This is a genomic window from Paraclostridium sp. AKS73 (assembly GCF_025671395.1).
In the GTDB taxonomy this organism is placed as follows: Bacteria; Bacillota; Clostridia; order Peptostreptococcales; family Peptostreptococcaceae; genus Paraclostridium; species Paraclostridium benzoelyticum.
In genome coordinates, this window is sequence record NZ_JAIXHU010000001.1 from 98,233 (window position 1) to 124,035 (window position 25,803).

Below are 25,803 nucleotides of genomic sequence, written 5' to 3' on the forward strand. Positions count from 1 at the left end.
AGGCTGAACGATTAATCTATTAAGCTGAGCCGGTTAAATACCGTTATATTGAAAGAGTGTTACAAATGTAGGGTAGTATATACATTTGTAAAATTAGGGTGGTAACGCGAGTAATAACTCGTCCCTTTCCAGGGACGGGTTTTTTTGTGTAAAAATAAAATTAAAGGAAGGTGGATTTTAATGGCTAAATTTAAGTCGTTAGTAGATTCTTCTGTAAAAGAAGCTGAAGCTAAAGTATCTGATTATTGGAATGACATAAATATGTTAGAAAAAACTTTAGAAAAAGGAAAAGATGATCCTAGTTTTGTATTCTATGAAGGGCCTCCAACTGCAAATGGAAACCCAGGAATACACCATGTTATAGCTAGAACTTTAAAAGACTCTGTTTGTAGATATAAAACTATGAATGGATATCAAGTAAAAAGAAAAGCTGGATGGGATACACACGGATTACCAGTAGAAATACAAGTAGAAAAAGAATTAGGTTTATCTGATAAGCAACAAATAGAAGCTTATGGATTAGACAAATTCAATAAAAAGTGTAGAGAGTCTGTTTTCACATTTGAAAAACAATGGAGAGACATGACTGAAAGAATGGCTTATGAAATAGACTTAGATAATCCATATATAACTTTAGATAATAATTATATCGAGTCTGTATGGTGGATATTAGATAAGTTCAACAAAGAAGGATATGTATATGAAGGTCATAAAATACTTCCATACTGTCCAAGATGTGGAACAGGTCTTGCATCACATGAGGTTGCACAAGGGTATAAAGAAATAAAAAATAATACAGTAATAGCTAAGTTCAAGAGAAAAGATGCTGATGAATATTTCTTAGCATGGACAACAACTCCTTGGACATTACCATCAAACGTTGCTTTAACAGTAGGGGCTGAAATAGACTATATAAAAGTTAAGCAAAATGACGAAATATACTATGTTGCTAAAGCTTTAGCTAGTAAAGTTTTAGGAGAAGATTATGAAGTTATAGAAGAATTAAAAGGTAAAGATTTAGAGTACGTTGAATATGAACAATTAATGCCATTTGTTGAAGCAGATAAAAAAGCATTCTTTGTTACTTTAGGTGACTATGTAACAACAGAAGATGGTACAGGAATAGTTCATACAGCACCAGCATTTGGTGAAGATGACTACAACTTAGGAAGAAAATACGATTTACCAGTGTTACAACCAGTTTCAGAAGCAGGTAAGTTTACAACTACTCCATGGGAAGGCAAATTTGTAATGGAAGATGGTGTAGACGTTGAAATTATAAAATGGTTACACGGAGAAAATAAATTATTCAGCAAAGAAAAGGTAGCTCATAACTATCCTCACTGCTGGAGATGCCAAACTCCACTTTTATACTATGCAAAACCAAGCTGGTATATAGAAATGACTAAGTTAAAAGACCAATTAATAGCAAATAACAAAACTGTTGAATGGTATCCAGGTTTCGTAGGAGAGGGAAGATTTGGGAACTGGTTAGAAAACTTAAATGACTGGGCAATATCTAGAAGTAGATATTGGGGAACTCCATTAAACGTATGGAAGTGTGAGTGTGGTCATAAAGAGTCTGTAGGGTCAAGAGAAGAGCTTGCTAATAAAGCTATAGAAGATATAGATCCAAAAACTATAGAATTACACAGACCATATGTAGATGATATACACTTTAAGTGTGATAAGTGTGGAGGTACTATGACTAGAGTAACAGAAGTTATAGACTGTTGGTTTGACAGTGGTTCTATGCCATTTGCACAACATCACTACCCATTTGAAAATAAAGAAAACTTTGATGAATTATTCCCAGCAGATTTTATATGTGAAGGTATAGATCAAACTAGAGGATGGTTCTATTCATTACTTGCTATATCTACTTTTGTTACAGGTAAAGCTCCATATAAGAGAGTTTTAGTTAATGACTTAGTACTTGATAAAGAAGGTAAGAAAATGAGTAAATCAAGAGGAAACACAGTAAATCCTTTTGAATTATTTGATCAATATGGAGCAGATGCATTAAGATGGTATTTATTATATGTATCTCCACCATGGACTCCAACAAGATTTGATGTAGATGGATTAAAAGAGGTTCAAAGTAAATTCTTAGGAACTATGAAAAATGTATATAACTTCTTCACATTATATGCAAATACAGATAATATAAATCCATCAGAGTTCTTCGTTGAATATAAAGATAGACCAGAATTAGACAGATGGATATTATCTAAATTTAACAACTTAAAGAAAGAAGTAGAAGAAAACTTAGATATATTTGAATTAAATAAAACTGTTAGAATGGTTCAAGAATTTATAAATGAAGATTTATCTAACTGGTATATAAGACGTTCAAGAAGAAGATTCTGGGCAACTGAATTAACAGAAGATAAAAAATCAGTTTATAATACAACTTATGAGATATTAACAGAACTTTGTAAGTTAATAGCTCCATTTACACCATTTATAGCAGAAGAAATATATAGAAACTTAACTAATGAAACTTCAGTTCACTTAGCTACTTATCCAAAAGCTAATTTAGATTTAATAGATAATAATCTAGAAGAAAAAATGGACTTAGTTAAAAACTTAGTTACATTAGGAAGAGCATCAAGAGAAGCTACTAGAATAAAAGTTCGTCAACCTATACAAAAAGTATTAGTAGATGGAAAATATGAAGGTACTATAAGTGATGTTGTTGACTTAATAAAAGAAGAACTTAATGTTAAAGAAGTTATATTTGCCAAAGATTTAGGCGAATATATGAACTTTACATTAAAACCAAACTTCAAAGTTTTAGGACCTGTGCTTGGAGCTAAGATGAAATTCTTTGCTGGAGCATTAAATAAACTTGATGCAAGTGAAGTTGTACCTAAGTTAGAATCTGGTGAGTCTATAAGTGTAGATATAGATGGAGAAGAATTTAAGTTTAATAAAGATCATGTGTTAATAAATATATCAGCTAAAGAAGGATTTAATGTTACTATGGAAAATAACCTATTTGTAATATTAGATACAACTTTAAATGAGACTTTAATAAACGAAGGATATGCTAGAGAATTTATATCTAAAGTTCAACAATTAAGAAAATCTAATGACTTTGATGTTTTAGATAATATAGATATTGATTATTGTTCAGATGATGAAATAGCAAGTGCTATAAATGAATACTCTGAATATATAAAATCAGAAACTTTAGCTTTAAACATAAATAGAGTTGATGATGAAACTATAGAAAAACATAACTTAAATGACCACATGACAGGTATAAAAGTTACAAGAAAATAAGGATTAGGGCAAATTATAAGTTTTGCTTCTAAAGCTAAAAAAAAGCTTTAAAAGTCGCTAAAACTTATAATATACCCAATTAAGAATAAAAAAGAAAAGTTTTGATCCCAAAGCTGAAAAGAAGATTTAAAGGTCGTTAAAACTTATATATTTACCATTTTAAAATGAAAATAAGCTTTCTATAAATAGTATAAAGCTTCGGATAAATAGTATAGTTTTGCTCCAAAAAGCTTAAAAGATGATTTTAAATGTCGCTAAAACTACACTATTTATCCTTTCTATCTATTTATTAGATAGCTTATTTTTTTGTGGGAATTAGGTGGGAGAAAAAATATATGATTTAAATGGTTGACTTTTTTGAGATTAAAACATATCATATAAAATAAATATAAAAATATAATATAAAAATCCAGTGAAGAGGATTAGTAATTAAATTTCTTATTTAATACAGAGAATTGAGGTAGCTGAGAACTCAATATAAATAAATTTAATGAATGGACCTTTGAGGAATTAAGTGAAATTTAAAGAGTAGCTGATATCGTGACTGCACGTTATAGCAGAAATTATTAAGTGATATGCATATAAACATGTATATAATTTAGGTGGTACCGCGGAAAATATATCCGTCCTATTTATTTAGGACGGATTTTTATTATACAAAAAATAAAAATTAATAACATATAGGAGGAATTTAGAAATGAACAAAATAGGAATAATAGGCGCAATGGATGAGGAAGTAGATATATTAAGAGATATAATGGACATAGAAGAAACTATAGAAAAAGCTAGTTTAAAATTTTATGTAGGAAAATTAGAAAATAAAGATATTGTTTTAGTTAGATGTGGAATAGGTAAGGTAAATGCTGCATTATGTGCACAAATATTAATAAGTGAATTTAATGTAGATGCAGTTGTTAATACAGGTGTAGCAGGAGCATTAAATGAAGAACTAGATGTATATGATATAGTTATATCTACAGATGCGATACAACATGACTTTGACACTACTGTATTTGGTGATAAAAAAGGTATGATACCTAGAATGGATAACTCAATATTTAACGCAGATGAAAAATTAATAAATGCGGCTTATGAATCATCAAAAGCACAAGTTAAAACGCATAAAGTTTTAAAAGGTAGAGTTTTAAGTGGAGATATATTTATAAGTAACAAGGAATTAAAAGACGAATTAGTAAAAGAATTTAACGGATACTGTGGAGAAATGGAAGGAGCTGCTATAGCACATGTATGCTATGTTAATCATACTCCATTTGTGGTTATAAGAGCTATGTCAGATAAAGCAGATGGAAGTGCAGATGTAACATATGAAGAGTTTGTAGGTCAAGCAGCTCACAATTCAAAAGATATAGTACTTAGAATGTTAAAAAATTTATAGGAGGCATTAAATATGAGTGAAAAGAAAATAATATTTAGTGGGGCTCAACCATCAGGTAAATTGACATTAGGAAATTATCTTGGAGCTATAAAAAATTGGAAAGAATTACAAGAAGATTATAACTGCTATTATAGTGTAGTAGATTTACATGCAATAACAGTTCCACAAGAAGCTAAAAATTTAAGAGCAAATACAATGCAGTTATTAGCTCAATACATGGCAAGTGGTTTAGATCCAGAAAAAAATACTATATTCATACAATCACATGTTAGTTGTCATACTGAGTTAATGTGGATTTTAAATACAATGACATATATGGGTGAGTTAAGCAGGATGACTCAGTTTAAAGATAAATCTCAAAAAAGCGAAGCCAATTTAAATGCAGGATTATTTACTTATCCAGTTTTAATGGCTGCAGATATATTACTGTATCAAACAGATTTAGTACCGGTTGGAGAAGACCAAAAACAACACTTAGAGTTAGCTAGAGATTTAGCAAATAGATTCAATAATAGATATAGCCCTACATTTAAAGTTCCAGAACCATATATACCGAAAGCTGGAGCTAGAGTAATGAGCTTACAAGAACCAACTAAAAAAATGAGTAAATCAGATGAAAATGAAAATGGATATATATTATTAGTTGATGATGCTGATGCAATAAGAAGAAAAATAAAAGAAGTGTAACAGATTCTGTTGGAGTAGTTAGATATAGTGATGAGCAACCAGGTATAAAAAATCTTTTAGATATATACTCAAAACTAGACAATAAATCTATAGAAGATGTAGTTGCTATGTATGAAGGTAAAGGATATGGAGATTTTAAAAATGACGTTGCTGAAGTAATAGTAGAAACTTTAAAACCTATAAAAGACCAATATGAATATTTACTGTCAAACAAGGATTACCTAGAAGATATATATGCTAAAGGGGCTCAAAAAGCAGAATATCAAGCTAGAAAAACCCTAAGAAAAGTTTATAAAAAAGTTGGATTGATAGAAAAGAAATTTTTATAAAATTAAAATTGAAAGCCTTATTTAATAGGGCTTTTTTTTGTGCAATAAAACATTAATTAAGTAATATTAGTAAAGCAAATTCTTGTATTTAAAATATAAAAGTTGGAATAATAAAATTGTAAAAAGTTTTTCTATGTGAAGAGGACGTGTTAAGTTTTGAAGCGATATAGATTAGGAAATAGAAAAAATGAAAAAGAACTATATATAGAAGAAGTTAAAGCATTGAGTATGAAAGATATTGATAAAAGAATCCATGGGAATGATGAATCTAACGCATTATTAAAAGCACTTGAAATTGCAAATAATAGAATCGACAGTCTGCTATATATGTTTGAAAGAAGCAGAATTATGGATTATATGATTTTAACAGATAGTAGAAGACGAATGTTTGCAATTAACTTTATAGCAGGAATTGGGAAAGGTTTTGGGCAAGCTATTGGATTTAGTTTTCTTACAGGTTTAGTTTTATATGTTGTATCTAAATGGGTTAACTTACCTATTATAGGAGAATATATAGCTGGATTTTTAGATATGGTAGATAATTTTAGAGGAAGGTAGAGGATTATTATGAATAACAAAAAATATGAAAAGCTGTTACTAGAAGAAAAAATAATATAATAACGTTAGTATCAGAAATGGAAGATAACACTGTATTTGGAAATACGACTGAACATACAAGTGAGAAGTATACATCAGGTGAACTTTCAAGCTATGATAATCATCTTGCGGATATAGGAAGTGAAGTATATATGCAAGAGATGCAAAATAGTCTAACTAATCATGAAAAATTTAAATTAAAAGAAATCGATAATGCTTTATACAAAATAAAAAATGGATCTTATGGAATTTGTGAAAGTTGCAAAAAAAGTATAGAGGAAGATCGATTAGATTTTATTCCAGAAACTAGGCTATGTGTAGATTGCGCTAAAAAAGAAGAAAGACCAGTAAATAATATAGAAAGCGTTAGTATAAAAGATAATTTTAGTGGACCTAATTTATTTACACGAGAAGTTAAAGACTTAGTTGATATTAATAGAGATATGAGAGATGATTACTAGAAAAGAGGCGGTAATATGAAGAAGTTAATTATACCTATATTTTTTGATTTTAGCATTAGGTATATTTAATATGCCAAAGTCAAATGAAAGTGAAGTTTTTAATAATAAAAATAATATATCAAAAAATATGAAGATATAATAATTAAAAAAGGAAATGATCAGAAAAAAATTATAGCTCTAACATTTGATGATGGTCCAGATGAAGATTTTACACCACAAATACTAGACATCCTTAAAAAAAATAATGCAAAAGCTACATTTTTTGTAGTAGGTCAAAAAGTTGGATGGAATCCTGAAATTGTAAAAAGAGCCTTTGATGAGGGTCATGAAATAGGGAATCACACGTTTACACATATAAATGTATGCAACAATTCACCTGAAAAACTAAATAGTGAAATTATAAAAACTCAAGAAATTATAAAAAAAGTTACAGGAAAAGAACCTACTTGGTTTAGACCTCCATATAGAGCAATAAATGAAAATTTATTTAGCTTAATGAAATCAAAAGATATGAAAGTTGTGCTGTGGTCTGATTTTGATGCTAGAGACTGGAGTAATCCAGGAGTTGGAAATATTATAAGTACAATAGAAAAAAATGCGAAAAATGGCAGTATAATTTTACTTCATGACTATAACAGTATAAGGAATGATAAATCACAAACTATAAAAGCTTTAGAATGTATAATTCCAGAGTTACAAAAACAAGGATATGAATTTGTAACTATATCAGATCTTGTTAAAGAATAAATCAAAGAAAGATAGCAATTGCTATCTTTCTTTGATATTAACATGTATTGCCCATATATATGTTAATATATATAATATATATAGATTAAAACAATTGAGGAGGATATTTTTTGATATATATACTTATTATATTAGGCTTAATAGGATTAGATCAAATATCTAAATTTTTAGCTGTAAAGTATTTAGTTAATATAGGGAGTGTACCTATAATTAAAGATATATTTCATTTAACATATGTAGAAAATAGAGGAGCAGCATTTGGAATGTTTCAAAATAACCAAATGATTTTTGTAGTGGTTGCTTTGGCTGCATGCATATTTGGATTATATTATTTATACAAAAAGCAACTAAACTTACTTGGTAAAAGTGCTATAATTCTTATAATAGCAGGAGCTATAGGGAATCTTATAGATAGAGTAAGATTAGGGTTTGTAGTAGATTATTTTGATTTTAGAATAGTTTGGAACTATGTATTTAATGTAGCAGATGTATTTGTAGTTATAGGAACTATATTATTATGCATATACATAATATTTTTTGAAAATGACAAGTAGGTGAAATTATGGAAGAAATAAGACAGTTTTTAGTTATAGATGAAGAAGAAGGCGATAGGCTAGATGTGTATTTATCTGGACAGTTAGGTGAAATGTCTAGAAGTTATATACAAAAGATTATAAAGGATAAAAAAGTTAAGGTTAATAATAAAATTGAAAAAGCAAAATACTTGGTAAAAGAAGATGATCATATAATTATTGAAATACCAGCACCAAAACTTCTTGAAGTGACTCCACAAGATATACCAATTGAAATTGTGTATGAAGATGGGGACTTATTGATAGTTAATAAACCTCAAGATATGGTTGTTCACCCAGCGCCTGGAAACTATGATAATACGTTAGTAAATGCAATTTTATATCATTGTAAAGAGAATTTATCTTCTATAAACGGAGTGATAAGACCTGGGATAGTACACAGAATAGATAAAGATACGTCTGGTCTTTTAATGATTGCAAAAAATAATAAAGCACATAATTCGTTAGCAGAACAGTTAAAAGAGCATTCAATAACTAGAGAATATGAATTTATATGCCACGGAGTTATGAAAGAAGATAAAATAACTGTTGATAAACCTATTGGAAGAAATCCTAAAGATAGATTGAAGATGGGTATAGTTAAAGATGGAAAAATGCAATTACTCACTTTGAAGTCATAAATAGATATGAAAACTTTACTCATGTTAAGGCAACTTTAGAGACTGGAAGAACACATCAAATAAGAGTTCATGCATTATCTTTAAATCATCCTTTATTAGGGGACCCTCTATATGGTCCGAAAAATAATAAGTTTGGGATAAAAGGACAAACCTTACATGCTAGAAAGTTAGGTTTTATGCATCCTACAACTAATGAATATGTTGAGTTCAATTCAGAGCTTCCAAAATATTTCAGTGACTTAATGTCTAAAATGAAATAAAAGTGGTTGTTAAAAGGACTTTATTAGTATATAATTATAAAAAATGAATGTTACCTTTAATTGGTCCAGAGAGATCAAAAGGCGAGAGAATTAGAACTTATAGAAAATATAAGATTCTTTATATTTGATAAGTATAGCTTCTTGCCTAAGGGTAAGAAGCTTTTTTGATTAACGGGACGTAAGCTTGTCGAGCGGACGTTGACGATATGAGCTAAGTAAATTTTTATAACTTAACCTTATGACAAAGGAGGATTTTAATGAAAGAAAAGGCGCAATTAATGGATGAAAAAGCTATGGGAAGAGCTATAACTAGAGTAAGCCATGAAATTATAGAGAAAAATAAAGGTGTAGAAGATGTTGTTTTAGTAGGAATAAAAACAAGAGGAGTTCCTATAGCAAATAGAATAGCAAAGAAAATACAGAGTATAGAAGATGTATGTGTAAATACTGGTGAAATTGATATAACTCTATATAGAGATGATTAAAAAAGTAGATACAGATCCGGTTATAAATGGATCTAATATAAACTTTGATATAAATGATAAGGTTGTAATACTAGTTGATGATGTTTTATACACAGGAAGAACAGTAAGAGCAGCTTTAGATGCAATTATGGATATAGGAAGACCTAAGTCTATTCAATTAGCTGTGTTAGTTGATAGAGGACATAGAGAGTTACCTGTAAGAGCAGATTATGTAGGTAAAAATGTGCCAACATCAAAACATGAGGTAATTTCAGTTATGTTAAATGAAACTGATGAACAAGATTCAGTAACTATAAACGAGTAAAAGCATAAAATTATATAAGGTTAACACCTTTTAATTCAGTACAGAGATACTGAAAAAGGGAGAATTATTTCTCCCAAACTAAAAATAGGGAGGTTTTTTATGAAAAAAACAATGTTATCATTACAACATTTATTAGCTATGTTTGGAGCTACAGTTTTAGTACCAATATTAACAGGATTTAATCCAGCGGTTGCTATTTTCTGTGCAGGAGTAGGGACATTAATTTTCCATGCATGTACAAAAGGAGTAGTTCCAGTTTTCTTAGGTTCAAGTTTTGCATTTATACCAGTTATAATAGCTGCTAAAGAAGCTCACAATGGAGATTTAGCATATGCTCAAGGTGGAATAATAGTAGCCGGAATTATATATTTAATAATGGCAGCGGTTATAAAAAAAGTAGGTGTAGATAAAATTAAAAAATATTTCCCAGCTCAAGTGGTTGGAGCAATGATAGCAGTTATAGGACTTAACCTATTACCAACTGCAGTTGATATGGCATCAAATAATTTTTTAATAGCAATTATGACATTAGGATTAGCAATAGCAATAAATGTATTTTGTAAAGGATTTATAAAGCAATTAAATATAATAATAGCTGTAGCTATAGGATACACTGTATCTTTAATACTAGGGAATGTAGATATTTCATTTATGAGCACAAATACGGCTCTTTTACAAATACCACAATTTACACTACCTAAATTTAGTTTACAAGCTATAGTTTTAATTGCACCTGTAGTTTTAGCGGTATTCATGGAACATATAGGAGACATGACTACTAATGGAACTGTAGTAGGAAAGAATTTCATAGAAGAACCAGGGCTTCACAGAACGTTAATGGGAGATGCATTGGCTACTATTATGGCAGGATTTTTAGGAGGACCAGCAAATACGACTTATGGAGAAAATACAGCAGTACTTGCTATAACTAAAAATTATGACCCATCAATATTAAGAAGAACTGCTATATGTGCAATATTACTAGCATGTGTAAGTAAGTTTGGAGGGTTTTTACAAAGTATACCTACAGAAGTTATGGGTGGAATAAGTATAATGTTATTCTCAATGATTTCATATGTAGGGTTAAAAACAATAAACGATAGCAAATGTGTAGAAAGTAAAAAGAATATAATAATAATAGCTACTATAATGGTAATAGGCTTAGGAACTACTTACTTAAGTAATAAAGGAATTGTTATAGGAATACCTGTAACTAAAACTGTTACAATTACAGGGCTAAGTTTAGCTGCAATAGTAGGTATTATACTAAATAGAGTATTAAATAAAGAAGACTTTAAAAAGGATGTTGAGAAAGAATCAGCAGTTCTTAACTCTCAGCTTATATAATTATAAATATAAATTAAAAACAGGGTTTAACCCTGTTTTTTTAATTTAACTACTAACTCTTCAGATGGAGTTACATAAATAGTACTATTTGTTTCATATATAACCATTCCTGGTTTAGAACCATTTGGTTTTTTACATTTTTCTTTAAGGTATAATCAACTGGAACTTGAGCTGACATTTTAGATTTACTGAAAAATGCAGCTAGCATTGCCCCTTCAAAAATAGTTGATTCAGGTATTTCCTTACCATCTGATTTTATTATTACGTGAGAACCTGGAATGTTTTTAGTATGCATCCACAAATCATCATTATTAGCGACTCTAAGAGTAAGAAAATCATTTTGCTTATTGTTTTTACCTACTAAGATTGTAAACCCATCAGAAGATAAAAATTCATTTGGTTTAGTAGTTAAAGTATTTTTCTCTTTTTTTGATTTAACCTTGCCACGCATATATCCAAGTTTTTGAAGTTCTTCTTTTATATCGTTAAGTTCAGCTAGGTTATCACAGTTATCTACACTAAGCATTATATTTTCAAGATAATTAATTTCTTCTAAGCTAAGTTCAACTTGAGCACTTATCTCTTTCTTTGCATGTTTTAATTTAGTATACTTTTTAAAGTATTTTTGAGCGTTTTCAGATGGAGTTAAGTTTGGGTTTAAATCGATTTTTACTGTAGAACAGTTTTCATCATAGAAATTTTGAACCTCTACAGACTTCATTCCCTTTTCAACCATATAAATATATGAAGTTATAAGCTCGCCCTTAACTTTGTAGATTATAGCATTATCAGATTCTTTAAGTTCTAATTCTTGTTTTTTAATTTATTATAAAGTCTATCTAGTTTTATAGATATGCTTTTCTTAAAGTCTGATGCACGTTGATTTATTCTTTCCTTAGCATCTTTATTTGAATAGAAGCTTTCTATTATTGATGAAATACTTTCATTATGAACAACTTTTAAGTCATTAAATAGAGAAAGATTTATACAACTAAAATCTAAAAGCTTATCAATAGAAGGATCTAAAGCTAAGCATGGATTATAATTTGCGTCTTTGACGCTCTGCATAACATTTATAAACTCTTCGTGTAGCCTATTAAAGCTTTCATCATTTAAATCAGAAGGTAGCATAGAGCTATCTAAATTTGATCTAAAACATATTTCTTTAGATACAGTCGGACTTATACCTAAAAATTTAGAATATAAAGATTTTAATATAGGACCATTAAAATCTTTAAGTAATTCTTTAAACTGATTTATAGAAATTAATTCAAGTGGATCTAACTTATCTTGAGCAGGAGGTAGTGTATATGTTATACCTGGAAGAAGTTGTCTAACCCTACTAATACTAGGAGGTATTCTTTTTATTGAATCGACTATTTTATCTTCTTCATGAGTCAAAATTATATTACTATGTCTCCCCATTATTTCTATTATTAAATCTTTAGTAGTTTTTGATTTTAATTCATCTAAAGATTCAACAGTGATTTTTACAATTCTCTCAAATCCAATTTGAGAAACGTTAACTATGTTTCCGCTTTGGATATACTTTCTAAGTAACATACAAAACATAGGAGCATTCATAGGATTTTCCTTTTTATATGAACTAGAAAGGTAAATTCTAGGATTTGATGAGCTTGCACTAAGTACTAGCTTAAAATTCTCTTTATTGTTTCGTATATGTAAAACTATTTCATCGTTTTCTGGTTGATATATCTTATCTATTTTTCCTCCAACTAACTTAGAAGACAGTTCATCACAAATTGAATGAACAACTAAACCATCGAATGCCATAATATCATTCCTTTCAAAATTTATTAAGTAAGTAAATTATTACACATATAAATAATAATGTGAATATAATATTGAGAATATAGTCTAAAATAATATAGAGTTTACACTCAATATAATTTCCTTTTATGAACAAAATATTGTATAATAAGCTAAGAATTCAATTTTATAGGGGGGATATAAATGAACTTCTGGAAATTACATGGAGTCGGAAATGATTTTATAGCAATTGACGGTAGGTTTGATAATAAAGATTCTAACGACTACTCAGATTTAGCTAAAAAAGTTTGTCATAGAAGATTTGGCGTTGGAGCTGATGGACTACTAGTAGTTAAAACCTCTGATATATCTGATGTAGAATGGTATATTATAATTCTGATGGATCAAGAGCTAATATGTGTGGAAATGGATTAAGATGTTTTTGTAAGTTTGTGTATGACAATAACATAGTAAAAGATACAGAATTTAGTGTATACACACTTGACGGAATAAAAAAAATATCTTTAAATATAGAAAGTGAAAAAAATTATACTATAAGAGTAAATATGGGAAAACCAAATTTCAATCCAAAAAACATTCCAGTAAATACAAATAAAGAAGTCTTTATAAAAGAAAAGTTATTAATAGATAATAAAGAAGTAGAAGTAAGTTCAATTCTAATGGGAGTGCCACATACTATTGTATTCGTAGATGAACTTATAAAAGAAGATATATATAAATATGGAAAACTTATAGAAGAAAATGAAATTTTCCCAAATAAAACTAATGTTAATTTTGTTAAAGTTGATGATAAAGATAATATACATGTATACACATGGGAAAGAGGATGCGGATATACTCTAGGATGTGGGACAGGTATGACAGCTTCTGTAATTTTAGCTAACTATTTAGGTAAAACTAATGAAATAGTTAATGTAAAATCAGAAGGTGGAAGCGTAAGGATAGAGCTTCTTGATGATGTATATATGATAGGAAATGCAGTTAAAATATGTGAAGGAACTTTGGAGGTATAGCATATGGCTATTAGTATGACAGGTTTTGGAAGAGGCGAATACAAAAATGATAACTATCATTTTACAGTAGAATGTAGAACTATAAACCATAAGTACGTAGATATAAACACACGTCTTCCTAGAAAAATATCTTTTCTAGAGGATAAAATAAGAAATGTAGTCAAAGATTATATAAAAAGAGGTAGAGTCGATTTATATATAAAACTTGACTTAGTAGGTAGTGAAGATGTAAACTTAAAATTTGATGAGAAGTTAGCATCTGAGTATGTAAATATATTAAATAATATAAAAGACACATTTAACTTACAAGATGATATAACAGTTATGAATATAGCAAAATTCCCTGATATAATAAAAAGTGAAGAAAAAGAAGAAGATGAAGATTTATTATGGTTAATGCTAAGGGATGCATTAAATGACTGTTTAGTTAAGTTAAAAGATATGAGGGTTGAAGAAGGCTTAAAACTTGCTAATGATATAGATATGAGATGTGATTTGTTAAAAGATTATATTGAACAAATAGAAAGCTACTCATATAATGTTGTTAATGAATATAAAGAAAAATTAAACGGAAGAATAGCTGAAATTTTAGAAAACCCAAGTCTTGTAGATGAAAATAGATTGGCTCAAGAAGTTGCTATATATGCAGATAAATGCAGTATAACAGAAGAAATAGTAAGATTTAAAAGTCATATAATACAACTTAAAAAAGCTATACATAAAGATGAGTCTATAGGAAGAAAAATAGACTTTTTAATACAAGAGATGAACAGAGAAACTAATACTATAGGATCAAAATCATCTGATTTAAATATAACTAATTTAGTTGTTGAAGTAAAAAGCGAACTAGAGAAAATAAGAGAACAGATACAAAACATAGAATAGGAGATGCGTTTATGAGTACGAACCTTATAAATATAGGATATGGGAATGTAGTTATGGCTAACAAGGTAGTTGCTATAGTAAGTCCAGAATCAGCTCCTATAAGAAGATTAATACAAGAGAGTAAAGAAAATGGAAGATTAATTGATGCTACTTATGGTAGAAAGACTAGAGCAGTTATAATAACTGATAGTCAGTATATAATATTATCATCGGTACAACCAGAAACTGTAGCACATAGATTCACAGACAAAGATGATAATATAGAGAATTAGAAAGGAAGATATAGATGAAGAGGAAAGGTTTATTGCTAGTTGTTTCTGGACCGTCAGGAGCAGGAAAAGGAACTATATGTAAAGAATTTTTAAATAATAATGAGGATGTAAAATTATCAGTTTCAGCTACTACAAGAAATCCAAGAGAAGGCGAAGTAGATGGAGTTAACTATTTCTTTGTAACTAAAGATAAGTTTAAATCAATGATAGTTAATAATGAACTGTTAGAGCATGCTCAAATATATGATAATTTTTATGGTACACCTAAAGCTGCAATTTTAGAAAATCTAGAAAATGGACATGACGTTGTTTTAGAAATAGAAATGCAAGGAGCTAGACAAATAAAAGAAGTTTATCCAGAAGGGGTATTCATATTTATACTTCCTCCATCTCTTGACGAACTTAAAAACAGAATAGTTGGAAGAGGAACAGAAACTCAAGAGCAAATAAATAAAAGATTTAGTTGTGCAATGGATGAAATATGTCAAATAGAAAATTATGATTACTTTATAGTAAATAAAGATGTGAAAAATTCAGCTCAAGAATTAGAACATATAATATCAGCTGAAAAAAATAAAGTTTATAGATACAAAGATAATATAATAAAGAAATTCAAGGAGGAATTATAAGAATGATAAAACCATCAATAAACGAGGTATTAAACCAAATAGATAATAGATACTACTTAGTAGTAACTGTAGCTAAAAGATCTAGAGAATTAATAGATGGAGCTACTCCATACGTTCCTACTACTAAGCATCAAGAAATAAAGCCTGTTACTTTAGCTACTCAAGAAGTTGCAGATAGAAAAATATCATTTAGAAAATTAACTGAGGAAGAAATAGAAATAGAAGAAGCTAAGCACTTATTAGCTCAAACTCAAAATATAATAGAGGAGTAATATAATGTTAAAAGATAAGACTGTTGTTATAGGCGTATGTGGAGGAATAGCTGTTTATAAGGCTTGTGACTTAGTTAGCAAGTTGAAAAAAACAGGTGTAAATGTACATGTAATAATGACTAAATCAGCAACAGAATTTGTAGCTCCACTTACATTTCAGACATTAAGTCAAAATTATGTAGTTGAAGATATGTTTGAATCTCCAAAAACTTGGGATGTAGAACATATATCATTAGCTAAGAAAGCAGATGTATTTGTATTAGCTCCAGCTACTGCAAATGTTATAGGAAAAGTAGCTAATGGCATTGCAGACGATATGTTGACTACGACTATTATGGCTACAAAAGCAAAAGTTCTTATAGCTCCAGCTATGAATACTAACATGTATGAAAATCCTGTTGTACAAAGAAATATACAAACTTTAAAAGATTTAGATTATAAGTTTGTAGAACCAGAAAGCGGAAGATTAGCTTGTGGAGATATAGGATCAGGAAAACTTGCATCTGTTGATACTATTTTCAATAGTATAATTGAACTTTTAGAAATTAAGAAAGACTTAGAAGGAACTAGCATGATAATAACTGCTGGACCTACAGTTGAAAGTATTGATCCAGTAAGATACATAACGAATAGATCAACTGGAAAAATGGGATACTCTATAGCTAAAAAGGCAATAGAAAGAGGAGCGGATGTAACTTTAGTATCTGGGCCTACAAATATAGTTCCACCTCAGAATTTAAAGAAATTTATTCAAATAGAATCAGCTGAAGATATGTATAATGCTGTTTTAGAAAATATGGATGAAAATCAAGTTATTATAAAGAGTGCTGCAGTTGCAGATTATAGACCTAAGGAATATTCAGATAATAAAATAAAAAAATCTGATGATGATTTAAGTATAAGATTAGATAGAACTAAAGATATTGCTTTAGAATTAGGAAAAATAAAAAATAATAAAATTTTAGTTGGATTTGCAGCAGAAACTAATGATTTATTAGAAAATGCTAAAAATAAAATTCAAAAGAAAAATTTAGATTTTATCGTAGCAAATGACTTAACTCAAGATGGTGCTGGATTTGGTGTTGATACCAATATAGTTAAGGTTATAGATAGAGAGGGTGTTGTACAAGAACATCCTAAAATGAAAAAAGAAGAGGTAGCAGATGTTATCTTAGACAAAATAAAAACTCTATTAAACAAATAAGCATCTATATTTATATAGATGCTTAATTTTCATTTATAGGCAAATGAAATAGACACAATATATGGACTTATAAAGAATGAACTTACTGTAAATGATAATAACGATATAAATTTGAAATAGAGGTTAAATTATGAAGCGATTTGCAAAAGTGATAGTGAGAAATAACTCTATATACACTGACAATTTATTTACATATGAAATCCCTGAATTTTTAAATGAAAATATAAAAATTGGGCATAGAGTATTAGTTCCTTTTGGAATTTATAATAAGCCAGTAGAAGCATTTGTATTTGATATTGTGAGCGAATTAGATGAAGATATAAAGACTAAAAAAGTAGTAGATATATTAGATGAAGAGCCGATTTTTCAAAAGATGATATAAGTTTAATTGGATGGATGAGAAATAAATACTTATGTACTTATATAGATTGCATAAACTTATTGTATCCAAAAGGCTATAAGTTAAATAATTATAAAGTTTTAAATCTTATAAATGATGATCTAGATAATTTAAGTGATAGTGAAATGAATTTAATAAAAATAATTAAAGAAAATCATGGATGTATAAAACTTGAAAAATAAAGAAAGTACCCAATTTAAATAACTTAATATATAAACTACAGAAAAAATATTATAGATGTAAAATGGGAATACAAAAACCATAAAAATGAGAAAAAGATTATATTATATCAATTTCTAAAAATATAAATGATATTGATAGGTATATAAAAGAGAATAAGATAAGACTAGGAAGTAAACAAAAAGAACTTATTAAGTTTGTACAAGAAAAGAAACCTATTGAATTAAGTAAAATAAATGATGTATTCCCCTCATGTAGACAAAGTATATTAAAATTAGAAGAAAAAGGTCTTGTATGTATTGAAGAAATAGATTTATATAGAAAACCTAAAGAGATATATTCTGTAGAGGATAAAAAAATAAATTTAAATGAAGAACAATTAAATACGGTAAATATTATAAAAAGCGAAATGTTTGAAGAAAATAAAAAACCATATATGATACACGGAGTAACTGGAAGTGGAAAGACAGAAGTATATATGGAGATCATAGAGTATTCCTTAAGCCAAGGGTTAGATAGTATTGTTTTAGTCCCAGAAATTTCACTAACACCACAGACTATATCAAGATTTAAAAATAAATTTGGAGACATAGTTGGAGTTTTTCATAGTCAGTTATCAGAAGGTGAAAAACATGATGTGTATAAACAGATAAAAGAGGGGAAAATAAGGATACTTATTGGGGCTAGATCGGCTTTATTTGCTCCATTTACAAGCCTTGGAGTTATAATTATAGATGAATTTCATGAAGGTGCGTATAAGTCTGAGAAGAATCCAAAGTTTAACTCTATAGATGTTGCTAAATATATAGCTAACAAAAGAGATGTTTCTTTAGTTTTAGGGTCAGCGACTCCATCTGTTGAAGAATATTTCAATGCATTAAATGGAGAATATAAATTACTAGAAATAAATCAAAGAGCAAATAAAAAGCCTATGCCTAAAATCGAAGTTGTAGATATGAAAGAAGAGCTGATGGTAGGTAATAAAAGTATATTTAGTAATAAGTTAAAAGTTGAAATACAAAGCGCTTTAAATTGTGGAAATCAAGTTATATTATTTTTAAACAGAAGAGGATTTTCGAACTTTGTTTCTTGTAGAAAATGTGGCTATGTATTTACTTGTGAAAATTGTGATATATCTCTTACATATCATAAAAAAAATAATACTGGAAAATGTCATTATTGTGGATATGAAAAAGAAATTCCAAAAGAATGTCCAGAGTGTAAAAGTAAATATATAAAACCATTTGGAATAGGAACTCAAAAAATAGAAGAAGAAATAAAATTAATTTTTCCTAATATAAATATATTAAGGTTAGATAAGGATACAACATCTAGGAAAGGTGAATTCGAAAATATACTGAATGATTTTAAAAATAAGAAAGCAGATGTGTTAATAGGAACTCAAATGCTTAGTAAAGGTTTGGATTTTGAAAATGTTACTTTGGTGGGAATTTTATCTGCAGATATGATTTTGAAATTCCCTGACTTTAGAAGTTCAGAAACGACATTCCAGTTAATAACTCAAGTAGCAGGAAGAGCAGGGCGATCTGAAAAAGAAGGTAAAGTTATATTACAAACATACGATACTGACCATTATGCAATTAGACATGCTATAAAATATGATTTTAAAGGATTTTATGAAGATGAAATTAAAATAAGAAAAGCATTTGAATATTCTCCTTTTAATAATATGATTAGTGTTGTAATTAGTGGAAAAGATAATGCTAAGGTAGAGAAAAATGCTAGAAAAATGTATAGTTCATTAGTATATCTACTAAGAGAACGAGGTATAAGCAATTTAGAGTTCATATTAGGCCCAAATCCTTGCTCGATAAGCAAGATAAATCAAAATTTTAGATGGCAAATACTATTTAAAGATGATGATATTGAAATTAATCTATTAAAGGGTATAATAAAATATATATGTATAACTAAGCGCGATGTAGTTTTTGATAAGGACATAAATATATCAATCGATATAAATCCTTATAGTGTATTATAAAATTTTAGGAGGAATATAAAATGGCGTTAAGACAAATAGTTCAAATAGGAGAACCTGTATTAAGAAAGAAATGTAAACATGTTGAAAAAATTGATGATAAGATAATTCAATTATTAGATGATATGGCAGACACTATGTATGAGGCAGATGGAGTAGGACTTGCAGCTCCTCAAGTTGGAATATTAAAAAGAATAGCTGTAATAGATATAGGTGATGGGATTATAGAACTAATAAATCCAGAAATAATAGAAACTTCTGGAACTCAAACTGATGATGAAGGATGTTTAAGTGTTGTAAATGAATGTGGGCCTGTAACAAGACCATATTATGCAAAAGTTAGAGCTATGAATAGAAAAGGTGAAATATTTGAAATCGAAGGTGAAGAACTTTTAGCAAGAGCATTTTGCCATGAAATAGATCATTTAGATGGTATATTATTTGTAGATAAAATTGAGAAGTAGTAGGAGTTGAAAAATATGAAAATAGTATTTATGGGAACTCCAGAATTTGCAGTTCCATGCTTACAGAAAATAATAGATGAAGGTCACGAAGTTATTGGAGTAGTTACTCAACCAGATAAACCTAAGGGTAGAGGTAAAAAATTAGCTATGCCGCCAGTAAAGGAATTAGCTCTAAAATATGACATACCAGTATATCAACCTTTAAAAGCTAGGGAAGAATCATTTGTTGACACATTAAAAGAAATGAACCCAGAACTTATAGTGGTTGTAGCTTTTGGACAAATACTTCCAAAGAGTATTTTAGATATACCTAAATATGGATGTGTTAATGTACATGCTTCTTTACTACCAAGATACAGGGGAGCAGCTCCTTTAAATTGGGTTATAATAAATGGAGAAGAAAAAACAGGTGTAACTACAATGTATATGGATGAAGGTCTTGATACTGGAGATATGATATTAAAAAGTGAAATAGCTTTAGACGATGAAATAACTGCAGGGGAGCTTCATGACAAAATGATGATAGATGGAGCTAAACTTTTAAAAGAAACTATAGATTTAATAAAAAAAGGTGAGGCTCCTAGAGAAAAGCAAAGTAATGAAGACACTTGTTATTCGCCTATAATGAATAAGTCACTAGGAAATATAGACTGGAATAAATCGGCTATAGAAATACATAACCTTGTAAGAGGAATAAATCCATGGCCTAGTGCTTATACAACTTATGAAGGGCAAACTATGAAAGTATGGAAAACTAAAGTTATTAATAAAAACAGTGATAAACAACCTGGGACTATAATTAGTGTAGACAAAGAAGGAATAAATGTGTCTACAAGTGAAGGAATAGTTCAAATTAAAGAGATTCAAATATCTGGAAAGAAAAGAATGGAAGTGCCTGAATATATAAAAGGAAACAATATAAACACAGATATTATATTAGGAAGTTAAAATTATGAATTTCAAAAAATACATGACAACTACGGTGTTTTTAATAGGAATATTACTATTTTTATTGGTGGGATTAAATATTTTTATGAATAGTCTTGAAAATATATTTTCTTTATTAGTAAATGGGGTAATAATATTATTATTAATTATTACTATATTTTCAACTTTAGTTACCTATATGGTTATAAATGATAAAAAAGTAAATAAATATATAATGAAATTTAACTTTAGTATAGTTAGCTTTTTATATCCTGTACTTATTGTTTTAGGAAATACTTTAAATGTGCCTAAAGATGAAATAAGAAAAGTATATATAAAATTAAATAATAATTATATATATAGTAATAGGTATAAGATAAAGGCTGAAGACATACTTATTTTAATACCACATTGTATTCAAAAAAGTGAATGTAAGTTAAAGATAACTACAAATGTAAGAAACTGCAAAAGTTGTGGACTTTGTAATGTAAAAGATTTAATAGATTTACAAGATAAGTACAATGTACATGTATTTATAGCAACTGGAGGTACATTAGCTAGAAAGAAAATAAAAGAAACTAGACCTAAGGCTGTAGTTGCTGTAGCTTGCGAAAGAGATTTAACTGCAGGAGTACAAGATATAAGACAAGTACCCGTTTTAGGAGTATTTAACAAAAGACCTAATGGGCCTTGCGTAGATACAAAAATTGATGCAAATGAAGTTGAAAATGCAATAAAATTCTTTATAGGAGAGTGTTAAATATGATGCACTATGGCTATGGATATATGTTTGATCCGACATTGTTTATTTTAATACCAGGTATATTATTTACTATGTATGCTCAGTTCAAAGTAAGTAGTACAACAAGTAGATATTTTAGAGTTCAAAGTAGATTAGGTTATACAGGAGAACAAACGGCTAGAAAAATATTAGATGCAAATGGACTTTATAATGTTAATGTTGAAATGGTTAGAGGAAGTCTTAGTGACCACTATGATCCAAGAAGTAATGTAGTTAGGTTATCACAAGATGTTTACTATGGGACATCTATTACTTCTGTTTCGGTTGCAGCACATGAATGTGGGCATGCAATTCAACATGCTAAGGGATATGCGCCTCTTCAAATGAGAAGCAGTTTAGTTCCTGTAGTAAATTTTGCGTCTAATATATCTTGGTTTTTAATATTCATAGGATTATTTATGACAGGTCCTTTCTTAAAAATTGGGATATTATTATTTTCAGCATCTGTATTATTCCAAATAATTACCTTACCAGTAGAATTCAATGCATCTAGTAGAGCTATGGTTCAAATTGGGAATGAAGGTATATTAGAAGGAAAAGAGATAAAACAAGGGAGAGAAGTACTAACAGCAGCTGCTTTGACATATGTTGCAGCAGCATTAGCATCAGTGCTTCAATTATTAAGATTAATTGCAATATCACAAAGACGTGATGATTAATAGAGATTGTCCTAGGGGTTTCTAGGACTTTTTCTATTTAAATATATGGAGGTATTTAATGAACGCAAGAGAATTAGCATTTAAAACACTATACGATATAGAAAGAAATAAAAATTATTCAAATTTATCTATTAACAAAAATTTTAAAAACGTAAATATAAGTGATCAGGAAAAAGGTCTTGCAACAGAACTTATTTATGGAATTATAGAAAATAAATATTATTTAAATTATATAATAGATAAATTATCTAAGATAAAATCCAAAAAAATGTCAACCTATGTTAAAATATCATTATGGTTAGGAATTTATCAAATACTATTTTTAGATAGCATAAAAGAGCATGCAGCAGTAAACGAGAGCGTTTCTCTTATTAAAAAATATGATAAAAAGTCATCTGGATTTGTGAATGCTATACTTAGAAATGTACTAAGAAACAAAGAGACTATAATGGATATAGAAAAAGAAAATAATGTAGATACTTTATCTATAAAGTATTCATATAGCCCATGGATAATTCAAAAGTGGATGAATGTATTTGGAGAAGAATTTACAGAGGATTTATTAGAAGCTAATTCTGAAAAACCTAATTTATATATAAGAGTAAATACAACTAAAATAAGCAAAGAAGAATTAATCGAAAAGTTAAAGGCTCAAGGAATTGTATGCAGTAAAGTTAATGGAATTGATGAAGCTATAATGGTACAAAATCTTAAAAATATAGAAGGAAATAAGTTATTTAAGGATGGTCTTTTCACAGTTCAAGATATAAGTTCTATGCTTGTAGGTAAAGTAACTAATCCTAAAGAAGGTAGTTTAGTTTTAGATATGTGCAGTGCACCAGGAGGTAAAACAACACATTTAGCTACTTTAATGAATAACACTGGACAAGTTATAGCAAGAGATGTATTTGAACATAAACTAAAACTTATAAACAATACTGTTAGAAGACTGGGACTAAAAAATGTAAAAGTAGAAAATTTCGATGCCTTAGAAATAGATGGAAATAGTATAGGTAAATTCGATTATGTAGTATCGGATGTTCCTTGTTCTGGAATGGGAATAATAAAAAGAAAACCAGAGATAAAGTTTAAAAAAGAAGAAGAAATTAAAGACTTACCGGTTATACAAGGCACTATTTTAAATAATGCAGCTAAGTATGTTAAAGTTGGTGGTCACTTAATATATAGTACTTGTACTATACATGATGAAGAAAATATAGATATAATTAATAAATTCTTACAAGATAATGAAAAATTTGAATTAGAACCTATTGATGAAGTTAAGATTGATTTAGATAATCAAGATAAAGGATATATAAAAATTTATCCAAATATACACGGGATGGATGGATTTTTTATAGCAAAACTTAAGAGAGTAAGGTAGGCAATTATATGGATAATAAGACATGTTTAAAAAATTTAACTGAAGAAGAAATAAAAGAGTTTTTAAAAAGTATAGGAGAGAAAGCTTTCAGAGGATCTCAAATATTTAGCTGGATTTATAAAGGAGCAAAATCTTTTGATGATATGAATAATATACCAAAAGCTCTAAGGGAAAAATTAGAGGAGGTTTCATATATAGGAAATTTAGATGTTGAATTAAAATTAGAATCTAAAATTGATGGAACTAGAAAGTATTTATTTTTACTTAATGATGGGAATATAATAGAAAGTGTAATGATGGAATATGAACATGGCGTAACCGTATGTATATCAAATCAAGTTGGATGTAGAATGGGATGTAGATTTTGCGCATCTACTATAGATGGATTACTAAGGAATTTAGAACCTTGGGAAATATTAGATCAAATAATACAAATTCAAGAGGATATAGGTAAAAGAGTGTCAAATATTGTATTGATGGGAAGTGGTGAGCCTCTTGATAACTTTGATAATACTAAGCAGTTTTTAAAACTAGTAAATGAAAAGAATGGGCTTAATATAGGATATAGACATATTACATTATCAACATGTGGAGTAGTTCCTAAAATGTATGAATTAGCAGATTTGAAAATTCCTATAAATTTAGCGTTGTCACTGCATTCTCCTTTTGATAAATCAAGAAAAGAGATAATGCCAATAGCAAATGCATATTCAATAAAAGAAGTTATAGATGCGTGTAAATACTATATAGAAAGTACTAATAGAAGGGTTACGTTTGAGTATTCATTAATAAAAGGTGTGAATGACTCTATAGATGATGCTAATCAATTATCTAAAATTTTAAAGGGTATGTTATGTCATGTTAATTTAATACCTATAAACAAAGTGGAAGAAAGAGATTATGAAAAACCAGATAAAACTTATGTATATAAATTTAGAGATATGTTAAATGAAAAAATATACCAGCTACTATAAGAAGAGAAATGGGAGCGGATATAAATGGAGCTTGTGGTCAATTAAGAAGAAAACACAAATAGATGAAGGGGGAAAATTATGAAATATAGTTGTATTTCCCATATTGGAAGAATAAGAAAAAATAACGAAGACTATTGCAAAGGTGAAATTATATCAACAAATTCGGGAGATATAGGAATATTTGCAATAGCTGACGGTATGGGTGGCCATAATAAGGGTGAAGTTGCAAGTGAATTAGCTGTAGAAAATATAGTGAAATTTTTGAAAAATAACTTGGTTCAAAATGAATTTGTAAAAATAAATTATATAGATGATATTCTTAAACAAGCTTATAATAACGTAAACTCTATAATATACAAAAAGTCTAAAGATGATGAAATATGTACTGGTATGGGAACTACATTAACAACTGTAATAATACATAAAGGCAAAGTGTATATTGCGAATGTAGGAGATAGTAGATGTTATATGCTACATGATGGAGAGTTTGAAAAAATTACAAAAGATCATTCCTTAGTCGAAGAACTTATAGAAAAACATGCTATAACTGAAGAAGAAGCAAAAACACATCCAAATAGAAATATTATAACAAGAGCTCTTGGAACGGAACAAATTATACTCGTTGATATTTATAAAAAAGATATCAATAAAGATGATAAAGTTTTATTGGCTACTGATGGATTAACAGGATTTGTAGATAAAAGTGAAATAAATGAAATTATATCTAAAGATGAGGAAGTAGAAGTTATAGCTGAAAATTTAATAAATAAGGCTAATGAACTATCAGGGAAAGACAATGTATCGGTTATATTAGTTAATTATAATTAGGATGGT

The 25,803-nt window shown here is 28.6% G+C and carries 18 protein-coding genes, 7 pseudogenes and 2 other annotated features (1 of these 27 only partly in view); of the genes and pseudogenes, 24 read left to right on the forward strand and 1 reads right to left on the reverse strand.

Annotated elements, in window-relative coordinates:
- Positions 1-129: a binding site (T-box leader), on the forward strand; it begins 103 nt to the left of the window's first position.
- Positions 130-180: 51 nt separating this feature from the next.
- The 10 genes and pseudogenes from ileS (at position 181) to LEQ07_RS00625 (ending at position 11,114) form a co-directional block, all read left to right on the forward strand.
- Complete coding sequence (gene ileS, locus LEQ07_RS00575; RefSeq protein WP_046822038.1) at positions 181-3,288, forward strand: isoleucine--tRNA ligase; 3,108 nt, start codon at positions 181-183, stop codon at positions 3,286-3,288.
- Positions 3,289-3,691: 403 nt separating this feature from the next.
- Positions 3,692-3,922: a binding site (T-box leader), on the forward strand.
- A 63-nt stretch (positions 3,923-3,985) separates the two neighbouring features.
- Entirely contained in the window at positions 3,986-4,684 is a 699-nt protein-coding gene (locus tag LEQ07_RS00580) for a 5'-methylthioadenosine/adenosylhomocysteine nucleosidase (RefSeq protein WP_263329170.1), read from the forward strand.
- Between the two features lie 12 nt (positions 4,685-4,696).
- A pseudogene (trpS, locus tag LEQ07_RS00585) lies at positions 4,697-5,700 on the forward strand (tryptophan--tRNA ligase).
- Between the two features lie 156 nt (positions 5,701-5,856).
- Complete coding sequence (locus LEQ07_RS00590; protein WP_046822041.1) at positions 5,857-6,258, forward strand: DUF5665 domain-containing protein; 402 nt, start codon at positions 5,857-5,859, stop codon at positions 6,256-6,258.
- A 77-nt stretch (positions 6,259-6,335) separates the two neighbouring features.
- Positions 6,336-6,758, forward strand: a complete 423-nt coding sequence (locus tag LEQ07_RS00595; RefSeq protein ID WP_263329171.1) for a TraR/DksA family transcriptional regulator — start codon at positions 6,336-6,338, stop codon at positions 6,756-6,758.
- A 141-nt stretch (positions 6,759-6,899) separates the two neighbouring features.
- Positions 6,900-7,505 carry a polysaccharide deacetylase family protein gene (locus tag LEQ07_RS22755; RefSeq protein WP_332842821.1) on the forward strand — a complete coding sequence of 202 codons (606 nt, stop codon included), beginning with the start codon at positions 6,900-6,902 and terminating at the stop codon, positions 7,503-7,505.
- Between the two features lie 110 nt (positions 7,506-7,615).
- Positions 7,616-8,059 (forward strand): signal peptidase II, encoded by a 444-nt coding sequence (gene lspA, locus LEQ07_RS00610; RefSeq protein WP_263329174.1) that lies wholly within the window; start codon positions 7,616-7,618, stop codon positions 8,057-8,059.
- Between the two features lie 8 nt (positions 8,060-8,067).
- Positions 8,068-8,978: pseudogene (locus tag LEQ07_RS00615) on the forward strand (RluA family pseudouridine synthase).
- Between the two features lie 257 nt (positions 8,979-9,235).
- Positions 9,236-9,767, forward strand: a pseudogene (gene pyrR, locus LEQ07_RS22300) (bifunctional pyr operon transcriptional regulator/uracil phosphoribosyltransferase PyrR).
- 99 nt (positions 9,768-9,866) lie between these two features.
- Complete coding sequence (locus tag LEQ07_RS00625; protein WP_025162250.1) at positions 9,867-11,114, forward strand: uracil-xanthine permease family protein; 1,248 nt, start codon at positions 9,867-9,869, stop codon at positions 11,112-11,114.
- A gap of 26 nt (positions 11,115-11,140) precedes the next feature.
- Here the strand turns inward: LEQ07_RS00625 and LEQ07_RS22305 are convergent.
- Positions 11,141-12,908: pseudogene (locus LEQ07_RS22305) on the reverse strand (Rqc2 family fibronectin-binding protein).
- A gap of 180 nt (positions 12,909-13,088) precedes the next feature.
- Here LEQ07_RS22305 and dapF point away from each other — a divergent pair.
- The 14 genes and pseudogenes from dapF to LEQ07_RS00710 all read left to right on the forward strand — a co-directional run bounded on the left by dapF (position 13,089) and on the right by LEQ07_RS00710 (position 25,797).
- Positions 13,089-13,918 (forward strand): annotated as a pseudogene (gene dapF / locus LEQ07_RS00635) (diaminopimelate epimerase).
- 3 nt (positions 13,919-13,921) lie between these two features.
- A complete protein-coding gene (locus LEQ07_RS00640; RefSeq protein WP_263329175.1) occupies positions 13,922-14,803 on the forward strand; it encodes a YicC/YloC family endoribonuclease in 882 nt (293 codons plus the stop codon).
- Between the two features lie 11 nt (positions 14,804-14,814).
- Complete coding sequence (gene remA, locus LEQ07_RS00645) at positions 14,815-15,075, forward strand: extracellular matrix/biofilm regulator RemA (RefSeq protein WP_021430041.1); 261 nt, start codon at positions 14,815-14,817, stop codon at positions 15,073-15,075.
- A 14-nt stretch (positions 15,076-15,089) separates the two neighbouring features.
- Positions 15,090-15,704, forward strand: a complete 615-nt coding sequence (gene gmk / locus LEQ07_RS00650; protein ID WP_046822048.1) for a guanylate kinase — start codon at positions 15,090-15,092, stop codon at positions 15,702-15,704.
- A 2-nt stretch (positions 15,705-15,706) separates the two neighbouring features.
- Positions 15,707-15,976, forward strand: coding sequence for a DNA-directed RNA polymerase subunit omega (gene rpoZ / locus LEQ07_RS00655; protein ID WP_021430086.1), 270 nt, complete (start codon positions 15,707-15,709; stop codon positions 15,974-15,976).
- 4 nt (positions 15,977-15,980) lie between these two features.
- The gene (gene coaBC, locus LEQ07_RS00660) at positions 15,981-17,180 is read left to right on the forward strand and encodes a bifunctional phosphopantothenoylcysteine decarboxylase/phosphopantothenate--cysteine ligase CoaBC (protein ID WP_263329176.1); all 1,200 of its coding nucleotides are present in this window, start codon (positions 15,981-15,983) and stop codon (positions 17,178-17,180) included.
- Between the two features lie 130 nt (positions 17,181-17,310).
- Positions 17,311-19,762, forward strand: a pseudogene (gene priA, locus LEQ07_RS22760) (primosomal protein N').
- A gap of 20 nt (positions 19,763-19,782) precedes the next feature.
- Entirely contained in the window at positions 19,783-20,223 is a 441-nt protein-coding gene (gene def / locus LEQ07_RS00680) for a peptide deformylase (RefSeq protein ID WP_046822050.1), read from the forward strand.
- Between the two features lie 15 nt (positions 20,224-20,238).
- Complete coding sequence (fmt, locus tag LEQ07_RS00685; protein WP_046822051.1) at positions 20,239-21,171, forward strand: methionyl-tRNA formyltransferase; 933 nt, start codon at positions 20,239-20,241, stop codon at positions 21,169-21,171.
- 4 nt (positions 21,172-21,175) lie between these two features.
- Positions 21,176-21,910 carry a DUF116 domain-containing protein gene (locus tag LEQ07_RS00690; RefSeq protein WP_317851975.1) on the forward strand — a complete coding sequence of 245 codons (735 nt, stop codon included), beginning with the start codon at positions 21,176-21,178 and terminating at the stop codon, positions 21,908-21,910.
- Positions 21,911-21,912: 2 nt separating this feature from the next.
- Positions 21,913-22,611 carry a zinc metallopeptidase gene (locus LEQ07_RS00695; protein WP_408633616.1) on the forward strand — a complete coding sequence of 233 codons (699 nt, stop codon included), beginning with the start codon at positions 21,913-21,915 and terminating at the stop codon, positions 22,609-22,611.
- A gap of 58 nt (positions 22,612-22,669) precedes the next feature.
- Positions 22,670-23,995, forward strand: coding sequence for a 16S rRNA (cytosine(967)-C(5))-methyltransferase RsmB (gene rsmB, locus LEQ07_RS00700; RefSeq protein ID WP_263329180.1), 1,326 nt, complete (start codon positions 22,670-22,672; stop codon positions 23,993-23,995).
- 8 nt (positions 23,996-24,003) lie between these two features.
- Positions 24,004-25,031 (forward strand): annotated as a pseudogene (gene rlmN / locus LEQ07_RS00705) (23S rRNA (adenine(2503)-C(2))-methyltransferase RlmN).
- A gap of 16 nt (positions 25,032-25,047) precedes the next feature.
- Positions 25,048-25,797, forward strand: a complete 750-nt coding sequence (locus tag LEQ07_RS00710) for a Stp1/IreP family PP2C-type Ser/Thr phosphatase (RefSeq protein WP_046821537.1) — start codon at positions 25,048-25,050, stop codon at positions 25,795-25,797.
- Positions 25,798-25,803: the final 6 nt, after the last annotated feature.